General features: G+C 66.6%; 26 protein-coding genes. 10 read left to right on the forward strand and 16 right to left on the reverse strand.

Going from position 1 to position 25,115, the window contains the following annotated elements; translation table 11 throughout:
* Positions 1 to 591, forward strand: a 591-nt coding sequence (locus BLW05_RS24195; RefSeq protein WP_218135219.1) for an electron transfer flavoprotein subunit alpha/FixB family protein, incomplete at its 5' end; no start/stop codon positions are given.
* Positions 592 to 798: 207 nt separating this feature from the next.
* Here the strand turns inward: BLW05_RS24195 and BLW05_RS24200 are convergent.
* The 5 genes from BLW05_RS24200 to BLW05_RS24220 all read right to left on the reverse strand — a co-directional run bounded on the left by BLW05_RS24200 (position 799) and on the right by BLW05_RS24220 (position 6,448).
* Complete coding sequence (locus tag BLW05_RS24200) at positions 799 to 1,854, reverse strand: DNA-binding protein (protein ID WP_093166121.1); 1,056 nt, start codon at positions 1,852 to 1,854, stop codon at positions 799 to 801.
* A 303-nt stretch (positions 1,855 to 2,157) separates the two neighbouring features.
* A complete protein-coding gene (locus tag BLW05_RS24205; protein ID WP_093166122.1) occupies positions 2,158 to 3,255 on the reverse strand; it encodes an IS5 family transposase in 1,098 nt (365 codons plus the stop codon).
* Between the two features lie 151 nt (positions 3,256 to 3,406).
* Positions 3,407 to 3,748, reverse strand: a complete 342-nt coding sequence (locus BLW05_RS24210) for an NIPSNAP family protein (RefSeq protein ID WP_093166123.1) — start codon at positions 3,746 to 3,748, stop codon at positions 3,407 to 3,409.
* Positions 3,732 to 5,489, reverse strand: a complete 1,758-nt coding sequence (locus BLW05_RS24215; protein ID WP_218135223.1) for an FAD-dependent oxidoreductase — start codon at positions 5,487 to 5,489, stop codon at positions 3,732 to 3,734. The genes BLW05_RS24210 and BLW05_RS24215 overlap by 17 nt, the downstream gene beginning before the upstream one ends.
* Before the next feature lie 2 nt (positions 5,490 to 5,491).
* Positions 5,492 to 6,448: a flavin reductase gene (locus tag BLW05_RS24220; protein WP_093166124.1), complete on the reverse strand. Its 957-nt coding sequence runs from the start codon at positions 6,446 to 6,448 to the stop codon at positions 5,492 to 5,494.
* 79 nt (positions 6,449 to 6,527) lie between these two features.
* Here BLW05_RS24220 and BLW05_RS24225 point away from each other — a divergent pair, with 79 nt between their 5' ends.
* From BLW05_RS24225 to BLW05_RS24240, 4 genes are read left to right on the forward strand one after another with little or no spacing between them, the layout of a single operon-like run.
* Positions 6,528 to 7,721, forward strand: a complete 1,194-nt coding sequence (locus tag BLW05_RS24225) for a thiolase family protein (protein ID WP_093166125.1) — start codon at positions 6,528 to 6,530, stop codon at positions 7,719 to 7,721.
* Positions 7,718 to 8,140 (forward strand): Zn-ribbon domain-containing OB-fold protein, encoded by a 423-nt coding sequence (locus tag BLW05_RS24230; protein ID WP_093166126.1) that lies wholly within the window; start codon positions 7,718 to 7,720, stop codon positions 8,138 to 8,140. The genes BLW05_RS24225 and BLW05_RS24230 overlap by 4 nt, the downstream gene beginning before the upstream one ends.
* Positions 8,141 to 8,156: 16 nt before the next feature.
* Positions 8,157 to 8,483, forward strand: a complete 327-nt coding sequence (locus BLW05_RS24235) for an NIPSNAP family protein (protein ID WP_093166127.1) — start codon at positions 8,157 to 8,159, stop codon at positions 8,481 to 8,483.
* Positions 8,484 to 8,510: 27 nt separating this feature from the next.
* Positions 8,511 to 9,269, forward strand: a complete 759-nt coding sequence (locus tag BLW05_RS24240; RefSeq protein ID WP_093166128.1) for a FadR/GntR family transcriptional regulator — start codon at positions 8,511 to 8,513, stop codon at positions 9,267 to 9,269.
* A 1-nt stretch (position 9,270) separates the two neighbouring features.
* Here BLW05_RS24240 and BLW05_RS24245 read toward each other — a convergent pair whose 3' ends face one another.
* From BLW05_RS24245 to BLW05_RS24265, 5 genes are all read right to left on the reverse strand, one after another.
* A complete protein-coding gene (locus BLW05_RS24245) occupies positions 9,271 to 10,746 on the reverse strand; it encodes an FAD-dependent oxidoreductase (protein ID WP_093166129.1) in 1,476 nt (491 codons plus the stop codon).
* Positions 10,743 to 11,378 carry an EthD family reductase gene (locus BLW05_RS24250; RefSeq protein WP_143044905.1) on the reverse strand — a complete coding sequence of 212 codons (636 nt, stop codon included), beginning with the start codon at positions 11,376 to 11,378 and terminating at the stop codon, positions 10,743 to 10,745. The genes BLW05_RS24245 and BLW05_RS24250 overlap by 4 nt, the downstream gene beginning before the upstream one ends.
* Positions 11,379 to 11,416: 38 nt before the next feature.
* Entirely contained in the window at positions 11,417 to 11,818 is a 402-nt protein-coding gene (locus BLW05_RS24255) for a cupin domain-containing protein (protein ID WP_093166131.1), read from the reverse strand.
* A 7-nt stretch (positions 11,819 to 11,825) separates the two neighbouring features.
* Complete coding sequence (locus BLW05_RS24260; protein WP_093166132.1) at positions 11,826 to 13,058, reverse strand: amidohydrolase family protein; 1,233 nt, start codon at positions 13,056 to 13,058, stop codon at positions 11,826 to 11,828.
* A 128-nt stretch (positions 13,059 to 13,186) separates the two neighbouring features.
* The gene (locus tag BLW05_RS24265) at positions 13,187 to 13,930 is read right to left on the reverse strand and encodes a FadR/GntR family transcriptional regulator (RefSeq protein ID WP_177142788.1); all 744 of its coding nucleotides are present in this window, start codon (positions 13,928 to 13,930) and stop codon (positions 13,187 to 13,189) included.
* A gap of 106 nt (positions 13,931 to 14,036) precedes the next feature.
* Here BLW05_RS24265 and BLW05_RS24270 point away from each other — a divergent pair, with 106 nt between their 5' ends.
* The 3 genes from BLW05_RS24270 to BLW05_RS24280 are packed head-to-tail and all read left to right on the forward strand — an operon-like array spanning position 14,037 to position 17,162.
* On the forward strand, positions 14,037 to 14,876 hold the full coding sequence (locus BLW05_RS24270; protein WP_093166134.1) for a hypothetical protein: 840 nt from the start codon (positions 14,037 to 14,039) through the stop codon (positions 14,874 to 14,876).
* 25 nt (positions 14,877 to 14,901) lie between these two features.
* Complete coding sequence (locus BLW05_RS24275) at positions 14,902 to 15,999, forward strand: CaiB/BaiF CoA transferase family protein (protein ID WP_093166135.1); 1,098 nt, start codon at positions 14,902 to 14,904, stop codon at positions 15,997 to 15,999.
* Entirely contained in the window at positions 15,990 to 17,162 is a 1,173-nt protein-coding gene (locus BLW05_RS24280; RefSeq protein WP_093166279.1) for an MFS transporter, read from the forward strand. The genes BLW05_RS24275 and BLW05_RS24280 overlap by 10 nt, the downstream gene beginning before the upstream one ends.
* Here BLW05_RS24280 and BLW05_RS24285 read toward each other — a convergent pair.
* The 3 genes from BLW05_RS24285 to BLW05_RS24295 are packed head-to-tail and all read right to left on the reverse strand — an operon-like array spanning position 17,149 to position 19,912.
* Positions 17,149 to 18,276, reverse strand: a complete 1,128-nt coding sequence (locus tag BLW05_RS24285; protein WP_177142789.1) for an MFS transporter — start codon at positions 18,274 to 18,276, stop codon at positions 17,149 to 17,151. The genes BLW05_RS24280 and BLW05_RS24285 overlap by 14 nt on opposite strands.
* A gap of 11 nt (positions 18,277 to 18,287) precedes the next feature.
* Positions 18,288 to 18,734: a Zn-ribbon domain-containing OB-fold protein gene (locus tag BLW05_RS24290; RefSeq protein WP_093166137.1), complete on the reverse strand. Its 447-nt coding sequence runs from the start codon at positions 18,732 to 18,734 to the stop codon at positions 18,288 to 18,290.
* Positions 18,731 to 19,912, reverse strand: a complete 1,182-nt coding sequence (locus BLW05_RS24295) for a thiolase C-terminal domain-containing protein (RefSeq protein WP_093166138.1) — start codon at positions 19,910 to 19,912, stop codon at positions 18,731 to 18,733. Before BLW05_RS24295 ends, BLW05_RS24290 begins: the two co-directional genes overlap by 4 nt.
* A gap of 99 nt (positions 19,913 to 20,011) precedes the next feature.
* Here BLW05_RS24295 and BLW05_RS24300 point away from each other — a divergent pair, with 99 nt between their 5' ends.
* Positions 20,012 to 20,767, forward strand: a complete 756-nt coding sequence (locus tag BLW05_RS24300; protein WP_093166139.1) for an SDR family NAD(P)-dependent oxidoreductase — start codon at positions 20,012 to 20,014, stop codon at positions 20,765 to 20,767.
* Between the two features lie 18 nt (positions 20,768 to 20,785).
* Here BLW05_RS24300 and BLW05_RS24305 read toward each other — a convergent pair whose 3' ends face one another.
* Complete coding sequence (locus tag BLW05_RS24305; protein ID WP_177142790.1) at positions 20,786 to 21,610, reverse strand: SDR family NAD(P)-dependent oxidoreductase; 825 nt, start codon at positions 21,608 to 21,610, stop codon at positions 20,786 to 20,788.
* Between the two features lie 76 nt (positions 21,611 to 21,686).
* On the opposite strand from BLW05_RS24305, the gene BLW05_RS24310 reads away from it, so the two are divergent.
* Entirely contained in the window at positions 21,687 to 22,505 is an 819-nt protein-coding gene (locus BLW05_RS24310) for a FadR/GntR family transcriptional regulator (protein WP_177142791.1), read from the forward strand.
* On the opposite strand, the gene BLW05_RS24315 is transcribed toward BLW05_RS24310, so the two are convergent.
* Together BLW05_RS24315 and BLW05_RS24320 are read right to left on the reverse strand one after the other, a co-directional pair.
* On the reverse strand, positions 22,426 to 24,087 hold the full coding sequence (locus BLW05_RS24315) for an AMP-binding protein (RefSeq protein WP_177142792.1): 1,662 nt from the start codon (positions 24,085 to 24,087) through the stop codon (positions 22,426 to 22,428). The genes BLW05_RS24310 and BLW05_RS24315 overlap by 80 nt on opposite strands.
* A gap of 17 nt (positions 24,088 to 24,104) precedes the next feature.
* The gene (locus BLW05_RS24320) at positions 24,105 to 25,079 is read right to left on the reverse strand and encodes a Bug family tripartite tricarboxylate transporter substrate binding protein (RefSeq protein WP_093166142.1); all 975 of its coding nucleotides are present in this window, start codon (positions 25,077 to 25,079) and stop codon (positions 24,105 to 24,107) included.
* Between the last annotated feature and the right edge of the window lie 36 nt (positions 25,080 to 25,115).

A 25,115-nucleotide genomic window follows, 5' to 3' on the forward strand; every position in this document is an offset into this window, starting at 1 on the left:
ACCAAGGTGGACAGCGCCGACACCTTCGAGCGCCCGATCTATGCCGGCAACGCCATTGCCACCGTGCAGAGCAGCGATGCGATCAAGGTCATCACCGTTCGCACGACCGGCTTTGATGCTGCAGCAGCCACCGGCGGCAGCGCAGCCGTCGAGAACGCAGAAGGCGTCGCCGACAGCGGCAAGAGCGCCTTCGTGGGCCGCGAAGTCACCAAGAGCGAGCGTCCCGAACTGACCGCCGCCAAGATCATCGTCTCCGGAGGCCGGGCTCTCGGCAGCGCCGAGAAGTTCACCGAAGTGATGGCACCGCTGGCGGACAAGCTCGGTGCAGCACTGGGTGCCAGCCGCGCCGCCGTGGACGCCGGCTACGCACCGAACGACTGGCAAGTGGGCCAGACGGGCAAGATCGTGGCGCCGCAGCTGTACATCGCAGCGGGCATCTCCGGCGCGATCCAGCATCTGGCAGGCATGAAGGACTCCAAGGTCATTGTCGCGATCAACAAGGACGAGGAAGCCCCGATCTTCTCGGTGGCCGACTACGGCCTCGTGGCCGATCTATTCACGGCTGTGCCGGAACTCGCAACCGCTACGTGAAGAAATCACATCGCATCGGCTCGGCTCGGCGGATGTCACATGCCTTTGCGGCAATCCTTCTTTTGGAGGACAGCATTCCGTTCCGAACCCGTCACTGGTGAACGCCCGGTTGAATGCCCGCTACCAGTCCAGTCTGAAGCGCACTTTGGGGACAGAGCGCCATGGCGAAGACGAGACCCCTCCTCGATCGCCAACGGCGCACGGCCGTCAGGCAGGTCTGGATTTGGATCTCGCGGAGCGCTTTGAGACTCTCTCCCCCATCGCGGCAATTGCTCTTGATGGCGCGACGCGCGCTGCACCATGCGCGGCCTTTTCTTCGGTCAGCTGCTGGGTTGCCGCCCCCAACCTTTCCTCAAGGCCTTGGCAAAGCGCCTGCGCTCTCGAAAGCTCCTCGCCCTTCCCCTGCAACTCCTTTCGCAGCTCCCGCTCCACGCTCCGCGCCTCCTGCAACGCAGCGCCGAGGGACGCACGCTCCGCAGCCGATGCATCCTCGAGCTGCACGCGCCGCTTCTTCTCCTTGGCCATCTCCGCTTCAAGCGCCTTGGTACTTTGACGCGCGCGATCGACCTCAGCCAGGAAGCGCTTTTCGTGCGCCGCCTCGCGCGCCTGAACGCGTTCGCGCTCTTCTCGCCATGCCGCATCTCGCGCCTCGAGCACACGAGCGTGTTCATCACGCAGGGCCCCTTGGGCATGGCTCGTCTTGGCCACCTCGTCGCGCAGCTGATCGATTTGCTGCGTCGTGCGTGCGCGCAGATCGGCGAGTTCCTTCTGGGCCGCCGCGAGCTCAGAACGAAGCGCTTCCGAGACCTCCCGTGTCTCGTTCAACGCTTTTTCAATCGCGTCCTTGCTGCCGAGCCACTCTTTTTCGCGCGCCGCCAACGCTGCCTCGTCCGCAACGAGCTTCGCCATGCCCTGCTCCAGCCTTGAATGCTCTTCCTGCAAAGCCTGGTTTGCGAGGGTGTGCGCTTCGTGCTTGGCGTGGTTCCAGGCGCTGCGCAGATCCGTCGGCAGGTCGTCGTCGGCCGGCACCGCGACACCCGCGACCCGCGCGGACAGCCCCACGTACCAGTCGTCGAGCAACGGGCTGATCGTGTTGGGCGAGCCGCCGCCGAGGTGCTGGCGCACGCGCTCGATGGTGGGTTTCAGCCCTCGCGCGAGCAGCGCATCGGCGGCTTCACAAACCTGTTCGAGCTGCACGCCGTGCGGACCGCGGCGCTTGGGGCTTGGAATGGGCGCTGGGACGCCGCTGGCGTGGAGTTGCATCGACGGCCTCCGTTTTGGGGTCGATAAACGGTGACTATCGGCCGGTAGGACGTACAGGATTCGAACTTCCCAGACCGAGCCGTATGTTGGCTCCGGTCGACTCCGCTGGTAGGAAACTGAAATCTATCCTGAGCCAAACCACTGAAAAGTAGCTTGATCCAGACACGCGCTTCCTAGCAGGCTGCTGAAGTACTGAGCATGCCGAAGGCATCCTGCGCACGGTTTTGTGATTTCGACGTTCTGAGTTCGCGTCCAACGCGGTTTTCATCGCTTTGAGGCGCATTTGGGGCTCTCTGTGACCCTCTACGCGGCCAACGGACGGACTTCTGCCAAGGTCCGCATGCGCACGAGGTTGTAGGCTGCCATCGTCAGCACGAACAACTGGTCGACCTTCTTGATGCCGCGCACCATGACCTGCCGGATGGGACCAACGAATTTGGCCCAGCCGAAGCCTTGCTCGATGAGCTTTCGCTTGCGCTGGGAGATCGCATAGCCCTCGCTCTGTGCGATCTCGTCGGCCACCGCCGAGCGACGCCCCGATTTGTTCTGCGCCACATGCGGCGTGACCTTCATGCGATGCAGCTCCTCGATGAACTCGCCCGCGTCATAGCCCTTGTCCGCGCCCAGCGTGACCTCGGCGTCCGCACTCGCCGTTGCCTGACGTGCGTCCCAGATCATGGACTTGGCCGCTTCCCGTTCGGCAAAGCCGTCGGCCTGCGTGACCATGGCGTTGACCACCAGGCCGTGACGGTTGTCGGTGAGCGTGTGCCCCATGTAGCGCAGCTCGCTGCCGGTCTTGCCCTTGCGATACAGCTTCGAGTCGGGATCGGTCTTCGACTCGTGCGTGTCGTTGCTGCGGCGCTGCCCCTTGAAGTCCCCGCCGCCGCCGGCATCGTCGTCACCGTCCTTGCGAACGAAGCTCTTGTGTCCGGCCCAGGCCTGAATCAGCGTGCCATCGACGCTGAAGTGTTCACCCGACAACCAGTCCTTCTTCTCGGCCGTCTCCAGCACTTCGTTGAAGAAGGCGACCACCGCGTCGTGTTCGATCAGTCGCTGGCGGTTCTTGCTGAACACCGTCGGCACCCACACCGCGTCGTCCATCGCCAGGCCGATGAACCAGCGAAACAGCATGTTGTATTGCGTCTGCTCCATGAGCTGGCGCTCCGAGCGGACGCTGAACAAGATCTGCAGCAGCATCGCGCGCAGCAGCTTCTCCGGCGCGATGCTCGGGCGGCCGCCCTTGATGTCGGCCTCGTACATCCGAGAGAACAGCTCGTCCATCTTGGCCAGCGCCTCGTTGACCATCACTCGGATGCGACGCAGCGGGTGATCGGCTGGAACGAAATCGTCCAGCCGTCGCATCGTGAACAAACCTTCGGTGAATGTGTCAGCGCCGCGCATCGGAAAGGGTCTCGTGGGTCTGCAAAAACAACGCGCCACATCCACCGACGGGGGACCTTTGAACGAAGTATTTCAGCAGCCTGCTAGGGGAGCCACTGAAATCTTCGCTGAGTTCCTACACGCACACACGCACGCACGCACGGCACAACCTTCAGGTGGGCGATCTCCAGCCGGGCATCGGGACCGCCTTGATCAGCCGCGTCTCCTGTGCGGTGATCAGGTGCTCGGACGCCTTCAGATAGGCTGGAAAGGCCGGGTGCGCATCGCGCGCCTGGCAGCGCCGTTCGTAGTCGGCGAGATCGTCATAACCCCACAGGTGAACAAACTGGTTGAGCGGGCCGACATGGCTCACGTAGAAGCCCAGCGGCGTGCCCAGCGTCTCCATCAGGAACGGCAGCGCCATCCGGTTGAAGACCTCGAGGAACTCCGGCATCTTGCGCAGCCGGATCGTGTAGATGCGCTGATCGACCAGTGGCTTAGGCGGGAATGACATCGGCTTGTCTTGCAGTGGTGGTGTGGGTCGCAGAAGAAAGCGCCGGCTCCAGCCCAGCCAGGTGGCGGCCGGTGATGTAGCCGAAGGTCATGATCGGCCCCAGCGTGATGCCGGCGCCCGGATAGTTGCCGCCCATCACGCTGGCGCGGTCGTTGCCTACCGCGTAGAGGCCCTCGATCGGTTGGCGCTGCGCATCGAGCACGCGCCCCACCACGTCAGTGCCGATGCCGTCGAAGGTGCCCAGGTCGCCCATCACCACTCGCAGCGCGTAGTAAGGTCCCTGGCCGAGCGGCGCGACGCAGGGATTCGGCTTGTTGTCCGGGTCCGCGAGGTAGCGGTTGAAAGAGGTCGTGCCGCGGCCGAACTGCCGGTCCTCGCCGCGCACCGCGCCCTCGTTGTACTCGCGCACCGTCTGCTCCAGGCCGGCCGGGTCGATGCCGGCCTTCTGTGCCAGATCGCGCAGCGTCGCGCCCTTGACCAGGTAGCCGTTGCGCACCAGCGGCCCGAGCGGCATCGGCGCCGGCTTGGCATAGCCCAAGCCGTACTTGCCGATCGTGGCCTGGTCGCAGATCAGCCACATGCCGGCGTCCGCCTCCTGCCCCGCGGCGACCATCGCTGCGCCCACGTCGTGGTACGAATTCGATTCGTTGGTGAACCGCCTGCCGTTCGACAGCACGCCGATGATGCCGGGCTTGTAGCGGTCAAGCAGATGCGGGAAGGCGCCGTACTCGCCGTTGCCCAGCGGGACTTTCGATGTGGGCATCCACGCCGCGGGGGAACTGAAGCGGATCTCCACGCGCCCGCCCACTTTCTCGGCCATGCGTGCGCCGTCGCCGGTGTTGCCGCGGGGCACAGGCGAGAAATGCTCGCCTCCCGCACGCACGTGCGGATAGGCCTGCGCGATGCGCTGTCGGTCGTGCGAGAAGCCGCCGCCGGCCAGCACCACGCCCTTGCGGGCGATGATGCGCTGCAGTCCTTCCGGCCCCTTCACCAGAGCCCCGACGACGCGCCCGTTGTCGGTGATCAGCTCCTGCGCAGGCGTGCTCGTGCGGATCGGGATCTTCAGGTCGAGCGCCGATTTCGCCAGCCGCGCGGCCAGTGCATTGCCGCTCGTCACGTTGATGCCGCGCCGATAGAGCGCCAACTCCTTCACGTGGTTGAGCAGGCGCTTGACCACGTACCTGAACGAAGTGAAGGACTTGGTGAAACCGAAGAAATGCTTGAGGTCCGCGTTCGAGGAGTTGAACATCATCCCGATGAAGGTGATGGTCGAAAGCGGTCGCCGCAGCCGCGCCATTTCCGGCCCGAGCCCGCGGATGTCGTAGGGCGCGGCGAGGATCGAGCGGCCGATATCCACGCCGCCATCGGCATCAGGGTGGTAGTCGGGGTAGAGCGTGGGGATGAAGCGCACCTCCGTCTCGCGCTCGAAGAAGTCCACCATCTCGGGACCCTTCTCGATGAAGGCTTCCACCGCAGGCGCGTCGTACCAGCGCCCGGTCTCGGCCTTCATGTAGCGGATGACGGCCTCGCGCGTGTCGGCGTAGCCGGCCTTCTTTGCAGTCGATGACAGCGGGATCCAGAGCACGCCGCCGGAAAAGGCCGTGGTGCCGCCGAACACCGGCTCTTTCTCGACGACGACGACATCCAGGCCGTTCTTCCTGGCGGTGATCGCGGTCGAGAGGCCACCGGCACCAGCGCCGATCACCAGCACATCGCATTCCGTCGTGGGCAGTTCATTCATGTTCATGCGCTGGCCTCCTGCGCCACTGCACCGCGGCGAAGTTGATCGAAGTAGTTGCTCATTTCGGCTTCCGCCGCATCTGGATCGCGCTCGCGCATGTGCGTGAGGATCTTCCGGCGCACCGGCACCAGCTCGGGACGGGCCCGGAGCGTCGAATCGGTTTGCAGCACATGGCGCAGCAGCGTCGTGAGCGTCTCAGCCACGACCACCAGCACGTCGTTGTGCGCCGCCTTGGTCACCAGGCGGAAGAACTCGATGCTCGCCTGTGCGCGATGCGGCGCGTCGGCATAGTTCTCGATCTCCGCGATGTTGCGTTCGATGGCGTCGAAGTCTTCCGTTGCACCGTTCTGGCAGGCCAGGCGCAGCAGCATGCAGTTGACCAGTCGCCGCGCCTGGTCGAGGTGGAGCGAATCGAGCTGTCCGCTGGCGGCCAGCTCGCGCAGCGACTGCGCCAGCATCATGTAGGCGCCCTTGTAGAACACCAGCGAGGCTTCCTGCCGGCCATGGTCGAACTTCGCCACCTGGCCGAGGAAGAGCACATGATCGCCCGCGAGATGCTCGGCGAACTTGTCGCACTCGAACGTGGCGACGCTGCCGGCGATCACCGGCAGCCCGCGGTGGCCCGGCGCCCACGCCACGCCCTCGAATTTATCGGCGATGGCACCGCTGGCAAAGCGTGCCGACAGCTCCTTCTGGTCTTCGGCCAGGACATTGATGGCAAAGGCACCACTCTGCCGGAAGGCCTCCAGGCTCTTGCTGGCCAGCCGCAGCCCCCAGGACACAAGAGGTGGTTCCAGCGATACGGAGCTGAACGAGTTGCAGGTGAGCCCGATCGGATTTCCGTCGGGGCCCGTCGTGGTGATGATGGCCACGCCGGTGGGGAAGCTGCCGAGCGCGCTGCGGAAGGCCCGCACGTCGAAGGCGTTCTGTGTCTCGGTGGACGCGAGGTTCGGAATCATCACGTGTCGTTCCAAAAGTTGAATGGTTAGACCATTATAGATATACTGGCCTGCCATTACAACCAAGGGGACCCACCCAATGACTCGTCGAGTTGCCATCATCGGCACCAGCGCGATCCCGGTCGGCCGCCACCAGACCAAGGCGGAAGAGCCGCTGCAGGTGCTGGAGCAGGAGATCATGACGAAGCTGGTGGTCGAGGCGGTCGCGGATGCCGGCGTCGATAAGAAGGACATCGGCAGCCTGGTGCTGACGCTGCCCAGGCCCTACACGCTGCAGAAGTATTTCTCCACCTTCCTGGTCAGCCACCTGCGCCTGCAATGCACCGGCAGCGTGCTGGAGGTGATGGGCAATGGAATGACAGGCGCCGTCTGCTTCGACCGGGCCTGCGACGAAATCCTGCTCGGCCGCACCGAGGTCGCACTCGCGCTGGGCGTCAACATGGAGGCGGCCACGCCGGCCTCCGAGCATGCGATGAGCAGCATGCGAACCACGGGCGACGTGGACTTCCATGCCTCAGGCGGCTTCATCCCGATCAGCTGGTACGCCATGGACGCCATGCGCTACATGCACGAATACGGCGCCACGCGCGAGCAACTCGGCGCGGTCGCGGTCAAGAACCGCTGGCATGCATCGATGAACCGCCTGGCGCAGTACCGCAAGCCGATCACCCTGCCGGAGGTGTTGGACCAGCGACCGATCGTGGAGCCATTGGGCCTCTACGACGTACCAGGCCGCAGCGACGGCGCGGCCTGCCTGGTGCTGGCTTCGGAGGAAGTCGCGAAGTCGCTGGGCCGCCCCTATGCGCTGGTGCGCGGGCGCGGCTTCTGCCACGACGGCTCGCACCAGATCAACGAGGTGCCGAACGACATGACCGAGCTGATTGCCGCCAAGCAGGCGGCATCCACTGCATATGCGCAGGCCGGAATCTCCGCCAAGGACATCGACCTCGCCGAGTTCTATGCGCCCTGCACCATCGTCGAGGTGCTGGTGAGCGAGGCGGTGGGCTTCTTTGGGCGCGGGGAAGGTGCACCGGCCGCCGCCGACGGCCGCACCAAGCTGGGCGGGCAGATCCCGATCTCGACCTCCGGCGGACTGACCTCGCGCGGCCATCCGGCGTACGTCACCTCGCTCTACAACTACTGCGAGATGGCAGACCAGCTGCGCGGCCGGGCCGGCGAACGCCAGGTCGCGAACGCGCGACTGGGCCTGACCACCGGCGAACTCGGCAACTACAACGCCGCCCTTGTCCACGTGATGGAGGCCCAACGATGACGCTCGAGATGATCCCCGTGGCGCGTGCGCGCGCCTATCCACCGCGCGTGTCGGCCTTCACGCAGACCTTCTGGGAAGGCCTGCGCGACGGCCGCTGGCAGAGCACCTGCTGCGAAGCCTGCGGCAAGTTCACCTTCCCGCCGAAGCCGGTGTGCCCGCATTGCTGGTCGCCGCGGATGCAATGGAAAGAGCTGGAACAGCGCGGCACGCTCTATTCGTGGACGCGCATCCATGCCGCACCCAAGGTGTTCGTGGACGAAGCGCCCTATGCCGTCTGCGTGGTCGACCTCGACATCGGCCTGCGCATCGCCACCCGACTCGTCGAACGCGAGGGCAAGCCGTTCGAGTGCGGCATGCCGATCGAGCTCGTCGTCCTGCAGTACGAGGACGGGCCGCTGCTCGCCTCGCGTCCGCTCTAGCAAAAGGAGTTGTCCCTTGTTCTACGAATTCCGAACCTATACCTGCGCTCCGGGCAAGCTGCCCGCCGTCCTCAAGCGCTTCGAGACGACCACCCTCGGGCTGTTCGAGAAGTACGGCATCCGCCGGGTGACGCCGGTCTTCACCGTGGCTGTCGGCGAGGACAACATGCAGGTCAAGTATGTGCTCCAGTGGGAATCGCACGAGGAGCGCGACCGCGCATGGGCGGCCTTCCGTGCCGACCCCGCCTGGCACAAGGCGGTGGCCGAGTCCGACAAGGACGGCCCGGCGGTCGTCAGGATCGCCAACGAACTGCTCGCGGCCGCGTTGCCGCTGGCCGGTTGAACGGGGCGAGGGGCTAGAATCCGCGCCGTGAGCCACGCCGACCTCCGCACGAAAGAAGCCTTCGAATCCTCCCTTGGGTTCGAGCCCATCGCACCCTCGCGCGCGTTCGAAGAGATCGCGGCGCAGATCCGCGACCTGGTGGCCACCGGCCGGCTCAAGCCCGGCGATCGCCTCCCGGCCGAGCGCGATCTTTCCGCCAAATTCAAGGTCAGCCGCAACACCCTTCGCGAGGCGCTGCGCGCCCTCGAGTTGAGCGGAATGATCGAACTGCGCAAGGGCGCCGCCGGCGGCGCCTTCGTGCTTCCGGGCAACTCCGGCGTCGTCGTCAATGGCCTGCGTGATCTCTATCACCTCGGCGCCATCAAGCCCGAGCACCTCACGGAAGCGCGGGTGTGGCTCAGCGAGATCGTGGTGCGCGTGGCCTGCGAGCGCCTGACGGAAGAGGACCTGAAGGCACTCGAAGCCAACGTGGCGCAGGCCACCAAGGCCGACAAGGCCGGTAACTTCCAGGAACGCGCGGACCTGCACCGCGAGTTCCACAACCTGCTGGCCGCCGCCACCCGGAACCCCATCATCGAGATCACGATGGAAGGCGTGATGGAGGTGATGCGCGAGTTCGTCAAGGCCATCGGCCCAAGCGACAACCCCTATACCCTGCCCTCGCGCCGCCGGCTGATCAAGCACCTTCGTGCACGCGACGCCGATGCAGCGGTCGCCGAGATGAACAAGTTCCTGGAACGCCTGCAGGCGAACTACATGGAACTCTGGAACTCGCGCAAGCAGTAAGTCACGCGGCTGCGGTCGCCGCGAATCGTCCCGCCCGCCTCCCCGACGTCACCGCCCAGCAGATGTGATGGCCGTTGCCGGCCAGAAGCACGCCGCCCTGCCCTGTGGCACCCGCCGCGTAGAGCCGGGGGATCACGCTGTCATCCGATCGCAGCACCTGGTGCGAGGTATTGACCGCCAGCCCACCATCGGTGATCACGATCCTCGCTTCCAGTGGGCCGAGCGCATGCAGCGGTGACTGCCACCCTCTGTCCCGCAGGGTGCCTTCCAGCGCATCAGCCGGCAGGCCCATCGAACGGGCCAGGGCCGTTGGAGTCGCGCCAGTGCGATAGAGGTCCTTGCGATGCCGCCGGTAGTCCGCCAGGTACGCAAAGGCCACGCCCGGAGCGGTCGAGACATGGTGCGGCGGCCCCGAAAATTTGCGCGCGAGCGCATCGTCGAACAGCAGCCACGCCTGCCCACCCGGCTGCGCGGCAATGGCGAGGCCAGGTGCCTGCTGTTCATCCACGAAACGCTCGCCATCGCGGTTGACCAGCAGGGCGCCGCTGCGCAGCAGGCTTGCCTCCGGCCCGAGCGACGCGGTCATGAAGGACATGACGAAGGGACGGAAGAGCGCGGGCGGCAGCGTCGCAAGCGCCAGCGCCATGAGCCTGCCGAGCGCCCATGAAGGCGGCAGCCGCTGCACGAGGCTCGGCTTCGCCGGCGCGCCGAAACGCAGGCCGGGGCCGAAGACCACCTCGCCGTTGACGATGCGCGCGCCGATCGCTTCGGCCAGTCGATGGCCGTCGCCGGTCGCGGTCGGGTTGACACCCGGGATGTGTTCGAGCTCCGGCCGGAAGCGTGCCTTCAGCGCAGCGCCGTTGCTGTAGTCGCCCGAGCAGAGGACCACGCCACGCCGCGCGGCGATCTTCGTGCGCCGGCCGCCGACCAGCGCTTCGACGCCGCGCACTCCGCCGTCTTCCGCGCGGAGCAACTCGGTCACCTCTGCGCCGAGCAGTACTCGCTCGCCGCGGCGCTTTGCTTCCTTCGACAGGTAGTACGGATACGCCCGCGAGTTTGGCAGCACGTTGTGCATGCGCGGATGGCGATGCGGCGGATCGGCGGTGGGCCCGTAGAAGCTCAACCCAAGGGACATCAGCCAGTGCAGCGTATCGGCCGCGTTGTCCACGAGCAGACGCCGGAACGCACGATTCTCCTGAGAGGCGAACGGGCCCATGAAATGGTCCATGTCCTCGAAGTGTTCGTCGGGCGAATCGACGATACCGGCTCGCTGCTGCAGGCGGGAGCCGGCCGCATTGATGGAGCCAACGGACAGCCGGCTGCTGCCGCCCGGGATCGCGTTCTTCTCAAGCACCAGCACGCTGGCGCCCGCGGCTGCAGCCTCGATGGCAGCCGAGAGGCCGGAGGCGCCGCCGCCCATCACGACGACATCGGCCGCCTCGACATCGCCCCCTTGGCGAGAGGACGGCCCGCTCACACGATCTTCACTTCCTGCATCATGTACACGCCCACTGGCGCGAGCAGCGGGTCTTCGAAAACCAGCCGGTGCCCCGCGGCCGAAGCCAATGCCGCGCGCGCCGAGGCCTCATCGTCGAACCACAGCTCGCTCACCGCTTCGGCACCGGATGGATCGCCCGACGGCACGCCAGCCGATACGGGATGGGCGCGGTCCACCACGAAGTTCTGAACGAAGCGGCAAGCGCCGGGCAGATCGCGGGCGGCGTCACGGTTCGTTGCCAGCCAGCGCTCACGCAAGCCGGCGGACGGGACATCGGCGCGACGGGTCGAAACCCACATCAGCTTGGTCGGCGCGACGGAGCCCGACATCAGTTCATCCGCTTCGATCACCAGGATGGTGATCCCGCCCTGGAACTTTGGAATGTCGAGCTTGCAGGCCGCGTACTCCGCCGAGGCGTCGGACACCTCCATCGCCGCGATGCTCGGAAAGGAGAGCTGCGCGATGCCGTCGATCGCCTGCACGGGCGAGTCCGGCGCCTCATGCAGCCGCTCGCGGATGTGGTTCTGACGATAGGTGCCAAGCCCGGGCAGTTTGGCCGCCAACGGCCCGTGCACGCCGAGCCAGTGGCTCGCGAACTGCGATGGCGTCACGTCCGCTCGCCGGCTGAACAACGCACATCGATAGACCGTCACTTGAGTTCCTTGCCCGCATGCTCCCCCTCGAGGAAGCGATTGGGCTTGAGGAAGAAAGACAGCACCAGCGCGCCGCCGGGCGAACGCGCCAGGTGCCGGTTGCCCTTGGGACGCCAGACGTAGTCGCCCTCGCGCACCTCGCCCTCGTCGTCGACGATGCTGCCCTCGAGCACGTAGGTCTGCTCGACCTCCACATGCTCGTGCAGCGGCAACTGCGTGCCCGGCTGCCAGCGGAACAGCGCCGTCAGCAGGCCGCTGGCGTCGTCCTGCATCAGCACCTTCATCTCGATGCCGGGCGTGGGTGTGGGCTTCCAGGGCAGGCCCGCCACGTCCACATAGCGTGAAGCATCCGTCGCCAGCCCATCGTGCCCGGGATGGAAGGGCGTGAAGGCCGTCATCGCCCGGTCAGAACTGGTAGCCGTACTTGGCGGCGACTTCCTTGAAGCCGAACACGCGCGCGGCGTTCTCGCCCAGCACCTTGCGGCGCGACACCTCGCTCATATGGCCCATCTGCCGTTCGATGGCCTGGGCCGAGTGCGGCCAGGTGCCTTCGTGGTGCGGATAGTCGTTGGCCCACATGAAGTTGTCCTGCAGGCCGTGCTCCTCCATCAGGCCGAGGCCTGCGCGGTCCTCGCCGAAGGTCGCGAAGCCGCGCGCCTTGAAGTAGTCGGAAGGCAGCATCTTCAGCTTCGGGCGGACCCAGAAGTGGTGCTTCAGATAGGCCTCGTCCATTGCGTCGAGCATCCATGGCACCCAGCCGATCCCGGCCTCGACACTGCCGAAGCGCAGTTCGGGGAAGCGCTCCGCAACACCCGAGGCACAGATGTTCACCAGCGGTTCCAGCGTCGGCGACAGCGAGTGCACGACGTAGTTCACAACCGCACCGCCATTGCCGCGCGTGGTGCGCGGGTCCTTGCCGGTGGAAACGTGGAACGTGGCCGGCACGCCCGCCTCGACGAATCGGGCCCACATCGGGTCGAATTCGACCTTGTTGTAGTTGAGCTCGTTGGTCTTGGGTGGGCCGAAGAGCGGCTTGCAAGGCAGCGTGAAGTGACGGAAACCGAGCTTCAGGCAACGGTCGATTTCCTTGAGCGTCGCCTCGATGTTGCCGGTGGCCAGCGCCGCGGCGGGCGACAGGCGTTCGACGTGGGGGCCGAAGTTCTCCCAGGCCCAGGTGTTGTAGACCTCGCACTGCGCATGGGCAAAGTCAGGGTCGAACGTGTACCACATGCCCAGGCCCTTGCCCGGGAAGATGATCTCGCCGTCGATGCCGTCGAGCTCCAGATCGTGCAGCCGCTGCTCGACGCTCGGACCGCGCTCGGATGCGGTGGCGCCTGCCTTGGAGCGGGCCAGGTCCTCGCCCTCCAGCTTGGCAAGGATCAGGCGATCGGGCTGCTCCGACGCTTCCATCTTGCGCCACTGCACGCCCTTCTCGTCGATCCACACCTTGGGCAGGCGGTCGCGGTACTTGGCATCGATGCGCTCGGCCCACAGGTTGCCCGGCTCGTTGGCATGCGTGTCCGCCGAGATCATCAGGTACTTGTTGGCGGCTCCGGGCTGAGGCGACTTCTCCCAGCCGGCGGAGCCGGGGGTGTTCAGGCGCCATTGATTGGCTTCGTTGACGACGATCTCGGTCATGACGGGGGTCCTCGGTGGGATTGTGTGGAAGGTTGAACCACTAGATTTGAATGGTTTGACCATTCTAAACAGCGAAAAACCCCTGTCAAGCCCCGAAGCGAGGCGAGCCCACGTAAAGCGGGCCGGAATCAGCGTGTCTTCTTGGGAGCCGGCGCCGGCTCTGCAGTGGGCACGGCGTCCATGCCCTCCTGCACGATCGTCAGGTATTCGTCCATGCCCTTGGCCGCGGCCTTCGCGTCGCGCGCCCGCATCGCCTTGAGGATGCGGCGGCGCACCGGGACCAGTTCAGGGCGCGCCTTGCGCCCGGTGCGGTCGATCACGTAGCGGATGATGTCCGACAGCGAATCCACCAGCATCGCGAGCACCTCGTTGCGCGTGGCGCGGGCGATCAGGCCGAAGAAGCGCACGCCCTCGTCGGCGCGCTGGAGAAGGTCCTCGCTCTTCTCGATCTCCGTCATGTTCTGCTCGATGGCGGCAAAGTCTTCCTCTGTGGCGCGCTCGCAGGCCAGCTCGATCACCATGCCATTGATCAGCCGCCGCGCTTCGGCCAAGCCAGCCAGCGACACGCGGCCGAGGATCATCAGGTCCTGCAGCGACTGGGTGAGCAGCGCCGGGTTGCCGTCACGGATGAAAGCGCCGCCCTTCACACCCTTCTGCAGGGAAACGACGCCGGAGATCTCGAGCGTGCGCAACGCCTCTCGCACCGCCGGCCGACTGACCTGAAACTCCACCGCCAGGTCGCGTTCGGCCGGCAGCTTGTCGCCGGGCTTGAGCACGCCGGAAGCGAGGCGCTTTCGGATCTGCTCGCAGATCTCCTCGAAGACGCGGCGCGTCTTCACCTCCTGGAAGGACAGCTGCGGAATGGGTTGCATGACTGGGCTCGACATAGTTGTGTTGACCGAGGATAGCCCAAGGACACCAAGGGCCGGACTGCTCAATCTCATGGACTTGCAATGGACTGACCATTACACTCCACTAATGGCCACCCCTCCCCAGATCCACCAGACTCCCGCCGGCCGCGTGCTGGTCTTTGATTCCGCCACCTATGTCGAAAGCCACGTGGCCCACGCACCCGACACCGGCGGCGACGTGGTCGTCAACGCCTCGTACAGCGGCGTGCTGTGCGCACGCATGGTGATGCTCGCGCGGCCGCAGGCCGTCATCGGGCTGGACTGCGCCATCGGCAAGGACGGCGCAGGCATCGCGGGCCTTTGGTACTACGAGGCGCTCGGCGTGCCCGCTGCCGCAGCCGACGTGATGACCGCCGAGATGGGCAATGGCGCCGACCTGTACGACCACGGCGTCGTCAGCCGCGCGAACGACGCGGCGCAGGCGCTGGGCATCGTGCCGGGCATGGCGGTGCGCGATGCAGCGCGGTGCATGCTGACGGGCGAGAACAAGCCCGCGGCCTTCGATCCCGCGCGTCGCCTGGTGGTCCATACGGCCGACAGCGGCCGCAGCATCGTGTGCACCGATTCCATCGCCTATGCGCTGCCGGAGGACCGCGAGCGCAATGTGCTGTGCACCGCCGGCCACACCGGGCGCAGCGTCGTCGGCTACTTCCGCGACTTCCGCCCGTGGGCCTTCATCTGCTCAGACGGCGGCGGCGGCAAGAACGACAGCGGCCTGAGTGCGCTCGAAGCTGTGGAACCCGACGGCATCGCCGGCGCGAGCGTGAGTGCGCTCACCGCACGCATGGGCGACGGCCAGAGCACGTATTTCGACGGCGTGATCAGCGCCGCCAACCGCATCGCCCGCGACAAGGGCGTGCGTGTCGGGCAGTCCGCCCGCGAGGCCGCCTTGCTGCTGCTGGCCTGAACTTTCCAACCCCTGGAGAAACTGGATGAAGCCCGAATCCCCTTCCGGCCCCTTGCGCGGCCTGCGTGTCGTCGAATTCGCCGGCATCGGCCCCGGCCCGTTTGCCTGCATGCTGCTGTCCGACATGGGCGCGGATGTCGTCACCATCGACCGGCCCGGCAAGAAGCTGGGCGAGCCGCACAACATCACCGGCCGTGGACGCAGCGTGGTGCTGGCCGACCTGAAGGACGCCACCGCGCACGAGCAGGTCTTCCAGTTGCTGGAGAAGGCCGACGTGCTGATCGAAGGCTATCGCCCCGGCGTGATGGAGCGCCTCGGCTTCGGCCCCGATGCCGTGCTCGCGCGCAATCCGCGCATCGTCTATGGCCGCATGACGGGCTGGGGCCAGGAAGGGCCGCTCGCGCACGCTGCGGGGCACGATCTCAACTACATCGCCATCAGCGGTGCGTTGCACGCGATCGGCCCCAAGGACGGTGCGCCCGTGCCGCCGCTGAACCTGATCGGCGACTACGGCGGCGGCAGCCTCTACCTGATCGTCGGTGTGCTGGCCGCGCTGCGCGAAGCAAGCCTTTCCGGCCGAGGCCAGGTGGTGGACGCAGCGATGTCCGACGGAGCGGCCTCGCTCATGACCAATTTCGTGAGCCAGCAGATGCGCGGCGTGTTCGGCGAAACGCGGGGCAGCAACCTGCTGGACGGCGGCGCGCCCTACTACCGCGTGTACGAGACCGCCGACGGCGAGCATGTCACCCTGGGCGCCATCGAGCCGCAGTTCTTCTCGGAGTTCTGCGAGCGCGTGGGCGTGCCGTCCGAGCTGCATCGCGCGCAGAACGATCGTGCGCAATGGCCGCGGCTGCACGATGAGTTCGCCCGCATCTTCCGGCAGAAGACGCAGGCGGAATGGACGGCCGCACTGGGGGGCACCGATGTGTGCTTCGCTCCCGTGCTGCCCCTGTCGCGGGCGCAGGCGCATCCGCACAACCGCGCGCGCAACACCTTCGTCGAGGTCGAGGGCGTGCGCCAGCCCGCGCCCGCGCCGCGCTTCTCCCGCACGCCTTCGCAGATCCAGGGACCGGCGCCGAAACAGCCGACGCCATTGGCCGACGTGCGCGCACGCTGGCAATGAGCGCCGCGCCGGGCGCGCCGGTCCGACTGCTCGCGGCAGCCGCCTTCTTCAGCGCTGCGGCACTTCGAGTGTGCGATTCGCTGTTGCCGCGCTTCGCGCTTGAGTTCCAGCGCAGCCCGGGCGAAGCAGGCCGCCTGATCGTCGCCTTCGCCGTTGCCTATGGACTGATGCAGTTGTTGTCGGGTCCGCTCGCGGACCGCTTCGGCAAGCAGCGCCTGATGACTTTCGCGCTCGCTGGCTGTGGTCTTGCTTCGGCAGCAGCCTCGCTCGCAGGCTCGTTCGACACGCTGCTGGCCTGGCGCGCACTGTGGGGCATGGCCGCAGCCGGCATCGTGCCGCTCGCGATGGCCTGGATCGGCGACGCGGTCGCCTACGAGGCTCGCCAGGCCACGCTGGCTCGCCTGCTGCTCGGCACGCTGTCGGGCATGGTGATCGGCCAGCTGCTGGGCGGGCTGTTCGCGGAGACGGCGCTGGGTTGGCGCGGCGCCTTCGGGGTGCTCAGCGTCGGCTACTGGGTCGTGGGCGGGCTTCTATGGCGCGACGCGGCGCGAACGAAGACGATGCGTGCGCCCGCTGCAAGCCGCGGCGGCATCGGCGTCGTGATCGCGCAGCCGTGGGCTCGCGTCGTGCTCGTCGCGGTCTTCGTCGAAGGCGTCTTCCTGCTGGGCGCGCTGAGCTACCTGCCGACCTACCTGCATGCGCGCGAGGGCCTGACCCTCGCCGCTGCGTCCGCCGTCGCAGCGCTCTACGCAGTGGGCGGACTCGCATACGCGATCTGTGCGCGCCGTGTCGTCGGCACGCTCGGCGAGATCCGGATGGCCGCGGCCGGCGGCCTGCTGATGGCCACGGCGCTCGTCGGCCTGTGGCTGCTGCCGCACTGGTCGACCGCCGCGCCACTGTCGGTGCTGCTCGGATTCGGCACCTACCTGTATCACAACACCTTGCAAACCCATGCCACGCAGATGGCACCGGAAGCGCGCGGGAGTGCGGTCTCACTGTTTTCGTTCAGCCTGTTCGCCGGACAGTCGCTCGGCGTCGTGGCCTTCGGTGGCACGGTCGACCTGCACGCGTATGCGGCCCTCCTGCTGGTGCCTGCGGCAGCCCTCGCCATTGTGGGAACCGGCTTTGCCGCGCTGCTTCGGCGGCGCCTCAGCGTCGCCTGATCGCAAAGGCACCGCCCGCCGCCAGCAGCACCGACACGGCCCAGAACACCGTGATCATCCCGACGGCCGAGCCCAGCGCGCCAAACAGCATCGGCAGGAAGGTCTGACTCGCGCTGGTGATGGTGGAGCGCACGCCGACCGCCTCTCCGACGCGGTCCTCGGGCGAGTGGCTGTGCACGAGTGCCATCGACACGGGCTGGCCACAGCCAAGACTCATTCCGAGCAGGAAGGAGGCCAGCAGCAGCGGTCCGAAGGCGCCCAGGAGCGGGAACGCCAGGTAGCCCAGCGCCGTGACGAAGAGCGCGCCGCCCATGGTGGCCCATTCCCCGGCGCCGCGTGAGATGCGCGGCAGCAGCAGGCGGATCGCAAAGGTCCCGACGCCGAAGGCGCCCATCAGCACGCCCGTGCTGGTCGCGCTCAGTCCGGCCCGCACCCCCTGCAGAGGCGCAAGGAAGGTGAACAGGTCCCAACCCATCGAGAGCAGGCCGCTGACGAGGAACACGGCCCGCAGCGGCCGGTGGGCCAGCAGATCGACAAGTCGTGGCCGCGCTTTTGCGTCATCGACGGTCGACGCCAGTCGATACCGGCTTGCTGCCCGGCGCAACAGCGCCATGCTCGCGAACGAAAAGGCACACAGGGCCAGGAAGGCCCATCGATGCCCGGCGTGGTCGATGACCACGCCGGCGAGCATCGGCCCCGTGAGACCCGACAGCGAGAACGCGACGGCCATCGCGGAGAAAGCATCGGTGCGGCGTTCCGGCGTGCTGGCACGCCCGATCGCCAGGTTGATCGCGACGTGCGCCGACATATAGCCCGTGCCCGTGAGCACGCTCGCGGCATAGAGCGAAGGCATCGAAGGCCATGCGCCAACCAGCAGGCCGCCCGCCAACAGCAGCGCGAGCCCGCCGGCCGCGAAGGGCACATAGCCGATGCGGTCGGACCAGCGTCCGATCTTCACCGCGGCCAGCATCGGCACGATCATCACGAGCCCCAGGAGGGTGCCGATCGCGAGTGGCGAAGCATGCAGCGCGACCGCATGCAGCGTGATCGTGAAGCGGTTGCCGGAGAACGCCGCATGCCCGATCGCGAGCGCGACGATCAGTCCGAGCGGCAAGCCGTTCGAATCTAGGCCACGCAGCGCCACTGCATCAATGTATACGGCGGCTCGGCCTGCGGATGGTGCTCGAAGACGCCCTCCACCTCCGCGCCGATCACCACTTCCTGCATGGGATCGCCGAGCAGGTTGCCCAGCATGCGCACACCACCGGCCTGTGGCAGTTCTACCAGTACCACGAGGTACGGTCCCGCGCCCTTCAGGCAGGGATGCACCGGGTGCCAGACACGTTCCCAGCTGTAGATGCGGCCGCGCGGCGCGACCTCGACCCAATCTGGATCGAAACGATGGCAGCGGTGGCAGAGCCATTCCGGGCCGAACTGCCAAGTGCCGCAGGCGCCACACCGCTGCACCTGCAAGCGGTTGTCCTGCAGGCCGCTCCAGTAGGGCTTCGAAAGGCCGTCGGATTCAGGCACCGGGATCGGCAAGCCGGGCGGCAGGTAGGTTTCGGTTCTCACAACACAGCCTCCGATCCGAGCATCAGGTTGCTGACGGGCGTGACCATGGGTCCGCCGATGACCAGCGCCACATCGTTGCGCGGCGCTTGTGCGGTCGAGGTGCCGCGCACCTGTCGCACCGCCTCCAGGACGAGCTCGAAGCCGTGCATGTAGCACTCGGCGAGGTTGCCGCCGCTGGTGTTGAGCGGCAGCTTGCCGTCGGGCGCCAGCAGGTTTTCGAGTCGCAGGAAATCGTTGGCTTCGTCCGGATGGAAGAGGCCGTGCTCGGCGAGTGCCATCAGCACCCCGCCAGTGAAGTTCTCGTAGCTCTGCACAACGCCCACGTCCTTGGGGGTGACGCCGGCCATCCGGTAGAGATTGGGCGCCACCGTAGCGAAGCTGGAACTCGCGTAGTTCGGCGTGTTGTGCGGCACCGCGGCCACGCGTTCGTCCGATCCGGTGGCCGCACCGAGGACATACACCGGCCTGTTGGGGAAGTCCTTCGCCCGCTCTGCCGGAATCATGATCACTGCGGCCGCACCATCGTTCTCCATGCAGCAGTCGAAGAGGTGGAAGGGCTCGACGATCCAGCGCGAATCGTCGTACTGCGCCTCGGTCAACGGCTTGCCGTGCATCACCGCACGCGGATTGCGCTGTGCATGCGCATAGGAGGCCATGGCAATCGCGCGCAGCGCCTCCTGCTTCACGCCGTGCTCATGCATGAAGCGACGTGCCTTCATCGCGAACTTCTGACCGGGCGAAAGCACGCCATAAGGAGCCTGCCAGGCCATGTCGCCGGAAATGGTGGGCGCGGTAGGCGCCTGTCCGAAGCGACCGAACTGCCCCTGCGCCAGCGCACGAAAGGCGACCACGCAATCCGACAGGCCCGACGCCACGGCGGCAGCGCCATTGGCAATCGCCGCGCAGTTGCCCCCGCCGCCGCCGCCCCACTGCATGGTGGTGGAGCGCAGTTGCCGCAGCCCGAGCGCCGCAGCCAGCCGCGAGGGATCGTTGCGATCGTTGCTGTACGAAGCAAAGCCATCGATGTCGCGCGGGTCCATTCCCGCATCCTGGCAAGCGGCGAGGATCGCCTTGAGCGCCAGCTTGAACTCGGCATCGGGCGACTGCCCGTGGCGGTAGTAGGTCGTCTCGCCGATGCCGACGATGGCGACGCGACCGCGCAGTGTTCGGTTGTCCATGCTCAAAACATCTAAATGTTAAATGGTTGGACCAATGCTATCACAGTCCATATACTCGCGCGCTCTTCATTCACCGTTTTGCGAAGGAGTCCGCAATCCATGCCCATCCAGAGATCCGTACTTGTCACCGGCGGTGCGGCCGGCATCGGCCTGGCCATCGCTCGCGGCTTTGCGGGGCTTGGGCACCGCGTGCTGCTGGCCGATGTGAGCGAGACCGTTCACGCCGCCGCGGAACGGCTGTCGACGCCGCAGGCACCGGTGCATTCGCAGCTGGCCGATGTTGGCGATGAAGAACAGGTGCTTCGCGTCACGGCGCGCCTGCAGGATCTGTTCGGCGGATGCGACATCCTGATCAACTGCGCCGGCATCTCGAGCAAGCGCAACGGCCAGCCGGTTCCGCCCACCGAGGTGACCACTGCCGACTGGCAGCGCGTGTTGGGCGTCAATCTCACTGCACCCTTCCTGCTCTCTCGGGAGCTGATCCCGGGCATGCGGCAGCGGGGCTTCGGGCGCATCGTCAATATCGCTTCGCGCGCCGGGCGCACTTTCGTCGCACCGGCCGGCGTCGACTATGCCGCCTCCAAGGCGGCGCTGATCGGCCTCACGCGGCATCTTGCCGGCACCTATGCGCCGGACGGCATCACGGTCAACTGCGTGGCACCGGGCCGGATCGAGACCGCGCTTTCATCGCTTTCCAGTCCTGAGGTCATCGCGGCGGCGACGCGAGCCATACCGATGGGGCGACTGGGGACGACCGACGAAGTCGCGGCTGCCGTGCTCTTCCTTGCGAGCGAGGCGGCGTCCTATGTCACCGGTGCATGCGTCGACGTGAACGGCGGCGTGTTCATGGCCTGACACGGCGCAGGGGCAACCTCACGACGGCGTCAAAACCTGCCCGCCGCATACCGAGATGCATTGCCCCGTCACGTAGGACGACAACGGCGTCACCAGGAACTCCAGGACGTTCGCACAGTCCTCGACCTCGCCGAAGCGTCGCAGCGGGATGCGCTTGATTTCCTTCTCGTTCTGCATGCCGCGCTCGGCAGCTTGCTTGCGGATGCGCTCGGTCAACATCGAGCCCGGCGCGATGCAGTTGACGCGGATGCCCTCCGGACCCAGTTCGTAGGCGAGATAGCGCGTCAGTGTGAGCACCGCGCCCTTCGCGACCGCGTAAGGTGCGAGACGCCCTGCGGCGCGCGATGGATCGAGCGCGGCCAGGGTGGCGATGTTGACGATCACACCACCGCCCTGCGCACGCATCGCTGGCAGTACCTCCTGGCTGCAGAAGAGCCCACTGCGATAGTTGACGTCCAGCATCGTTTCGCTGTCCTCGTCAGGCATCCGTGAGGCCGTGCTGCGCTCCACCGGCGTGAAGGCTCCGCCCGCGTTGTTGACCAGGATGTCGATGCGACCGAGCTCGGCCATCGTTCTCTCGACGAGGGCACGCGCACCCTCGCGCCGGCATAGATCGCCCTGCACACCGATGCTGCGGCGGCCGAGGGCGCGGATCTCCTCCGGCACGCTCGCTGCCGAAAGCGTCTCGCCGAACTCGCGAGCCGAGGAAAGGTCGATGTCGGCGATCACCACGTCGGCGCCGAGTTGCGCCAGGCGAAGTGCGTAGCCTCGCCCGAGGCCACGCGCCGCGCCCGTGACGATGGCCACCTGCCCCTGCAGCGCGGAACCGATAGCGTTCTTCATTGAGTTCATCATATTATTGGTCCAACCATTAAGTCATTTTGACGCGAACAGGCTCGTTGCCGCTACGATCCGCCCCATGCCCAGCCCCCTCGACCGCGGCGACTTCGACGTCGTCCCCATCAATCCGCAACGCATCTTCCAGGAGGTGGCCAACCAGTTGCGACGGCTGATCTCCGAAGGAAAGCTGCGTCCGGGCGACAAGCTCCCGCCCGAGCGGGAACTGGCCAAGCGCTTCGGCGTCAGTCGCAACACCATGCGCGAAGCTCTGCGCGCGCTGGAACTCAGCGGACTCATCGAGCTGCGCCTCGGTGCGACCGGCGGTGCGTTCGTGCTGCCGGGCAGCTCCAACGCCGTGGTGGCGGGCATGCGAGATCTCTATTTCCTCGGCGCGATCACGCCGCAGCACCTCACTGAGGCACGCATCGCGGTGAGCGCCGCGGTGATCCGCGTCGCATGCGAACGCATCACCGATGAGGAGATCGATGCGCTGGAAGCCAACGTGGCGGCCGCCGCACAGGCAAAGCAAGCCGGCGATTTCGAAGAGCGCACCCGCCACCACCAGGCCTTCCACGTGATGCTCGCGCGGACCACGCACAACCCCGTCCTGATCGCGACGACCGAAGGAATCATGGAGATCACTCGCCAGTTCGTGAAGGCGATCGGCCCGACCGACCAGCAGGACTACACGCACCCTTCGCGCAAGCGCCTGCTCAAGCACCTGCGCGCGCGCGACACGGAGAAGGCGGTGGCCGAGATGAGCTCGGCCCTGACCAAGCTTCATCGCGGCTACATGGTGAATGCCGTGGCACCCGGAACTACCGCGCCAGCACCACCCCGGCCGCCTCGCGATCCCAAGCCTGCGAAAGCCCGGCCTCGAGCTCCTGGCGCAGCTTGAACTTCTCCACCTTCTGGCTCATGGTGGTGGGAAGCGCATCGCGGAACTGGATGTAGCGCGGCACCATGAAATAGGCCATGTTGCGCTGGCAATGCGCGACGAGCTGCAATTCGTCGAGGTTCGCGCCGGGCTTGGTGACGATCACCGCCGCAACCTCCTCGTCGTTGGTCGCCGTCGCCACCGGAAAGACCGCGGCATCGGCCACGCCCGGATGCGTGGCGATGATCTGCTCGACTTCGAAGGCCGAGATGTTCTCGCCGCGGCGGCGGATGCAGTCCTTCTTTCGATCCACGAAGTAGAGATAGCCATCGGCGTCGCGCATGCCCCGGTCGCCGGTGTGAAACCACAGGTTGCGGCGCGACGTGAGCGTGGCCTCGGGCATCTTGTAGTAGCCCATGGTGCCGCGCCATGGCTCGTCGAAGCGCAGCACCATCTCTCCGGGCTCGCCAGGCGGCAGCTCGAAGTCGTCGTCGTCCACGATCTGCACTTGCACCCCGCGCCTTGGGCGGCCAATGGAACCGAGCTTCTCGCGCGGGTCCCACTGCGTGAAGGAAGTGACCATGCCGTAGTCAGACAGGCCGTAGTTGTTCATCGCCCGCAGGCCGAAGCGCTCCTCGAACTCGGCCGCGTACTTCGGCGTCGGCGCCATGCTGACCAGGCGCAGGCAGTTGTCGGCGTCAGCCGGCGACGGCGGCTGGCTCCAGAGAAAGCTCGACATCGCACCGAGGAAGTTGGTGATCGTCGCTTTCGATTCGCGGATCTCGTCCCAGAACCTCGACACCGAGAAGCGCCGCGACATCACCACCGAGGCACCGCACACCAGTGCTGCGCCCGTGGCCGCCAGCAGTGCGTTGTTGTGGAACAGTGGCAGGCACACATAGAAGATATCCGAGGCGCGGTAGCCCTGCGCCTCGGCCGCGCTGGTGCCGTAGGTGAGCGCCGCGGCCTGGGAGAGCATGCTGCCCTTCGACGGCCCTGTGGTGCCCGAGGTGTAGGCGATCAGCACCAGATCGCAGAAGCGTGGTTCGATGGCAGGAACGAAGGGCGTGGCCGGGGCGCGCTCGACGAGTGCATGGAAGTCTTCGACCTCGAGCGCAGCCGTCCGCTCGATCTCCACGGCGCCGCCCTCGCCTTCTTCTCCTGTGCGCACGACGACCACGCGCTTGAGCTGCGGCAGCTGCGGCAGCACTTCCTGCAGGCGCGAGGCCAGAGACGCATCGACGATCACGGTTTCGCAATCGGACTGCCCGAGGTAGTAGCGCAGCAGCTCGCCGCGCGCGGCAGTGTTGACCGGCACCGACACCGCGCCGATCTTGGCGATGGCGAGGAACACCGCCAGATGCTCTGCGGAGTTGCCCATCAGCAGGCCCGTGTGCCCACTGCGCCGCACCCCGAAGTCTTGCAACGCGTGCGCGACGCGGCCGGTCCACGCGTCGAGCTGCCCATAGGTAAAGGTGCGGCCGGTGGCCGTCTCGGTCAGGAACACCCTGTCGCGCGATCGTTGCGCGAATCGGGCGAGCACCTTCGGAAAGGTCAGCTCGCGCAAGGCGTAGGTGTCGGAGGCAACGGCGTTCGGTTCCATGACGGGGGTGTTCGAGCTCATTCGGGGGTGATGTTGTTGCGCTTGATGACGTTGAGCCAGCGCTCGTTGTGTCGGGCCAGGAGGGCCGCGAATTCCTCTGGCGTGCTGCTGGTGGCGGTGACGCCGGCCTTCTCCATGGATTCGCGGTAGTTGGCGTCGGCAACCGCGACCTTCATGGCCGCGGCAAGCTTGTCCAGCAATGGCTTGGGTGTGCCGGCAGGCGCGACCAGGCCGAAGAAGATCTCGATCGTGAGGTCAGGCTGACCGACCTCGGCCATCGTCGGGAACTGCGGAAGCGCCGGCTCGCGCTTGGGCGTGGTCACCGCGTAGCCCTTGAGCTTGCCCGCCTTCACCTGCGGCGTGGCAGCCGATGTGGAAGTGAACATGAGATCGACCTGCCCGCCGAGCTGCGCATTGACGCCCTCGATCTCGCCCTTGTACGGCACATGCAGCAGGTCGATGCCGGCAGACTGCTTGAGCATCTCGGCCAGCAGGTGCGGTGCGCTCCCGTTGCCCGAAGAGGCGATGCTGATCTTGCCCGGCGAGGACTTCGCCAGCTTCACCAGATCGCCGAAGTCCTTCGCGGGCAGGTCGGCCCTGGAGGTCAGCGTCCACGACGAGATCGCTGCCAGACTCACTGGCGCGAACGCCTTGCGCGGGTCGTAGGGCGGGTTCCTCGTGACGTGGGGTGTGACGCTCATCGGGCTGTTGCCGCCCCAGCCCAGCGTGTAGCCGTCCGGCTGGGCGCGCGCGACGACATTCATCCCGATCATGCCGCCGGCGCCGGCGCGGTTCTCCACCACGAAGGGCTGGCCGAGCTGCTTCGACAGCAGCGTGGCGATCATGCGCGCAGACAGGTCGGTGGCACCGCCAGCGGAGAACGGCACGATGATCGTCACGGGCCTGGAGGGATAGGCGTCGGGGCCCTGCGCGAACGAGGTCGCTGCGGCCACGAGCATCGCGGCGGCGGCGAAAAGGCGGGCGGTCTTCATGGGGTATGTCTCCTGGTTCTCACTGGCAAAAGGTGC

Origin of the sequence: Variovorax sp. YR216 (assembly GCF_900107745.1) — a bacterium.
In the GTDB taxonomy this organism is placed as follows: domain Bacteria; phylum Pseudomonadota; class Gammaproteobacteria; order Burkholderiales; family Burkholderiaceae_C; genus Variovorax.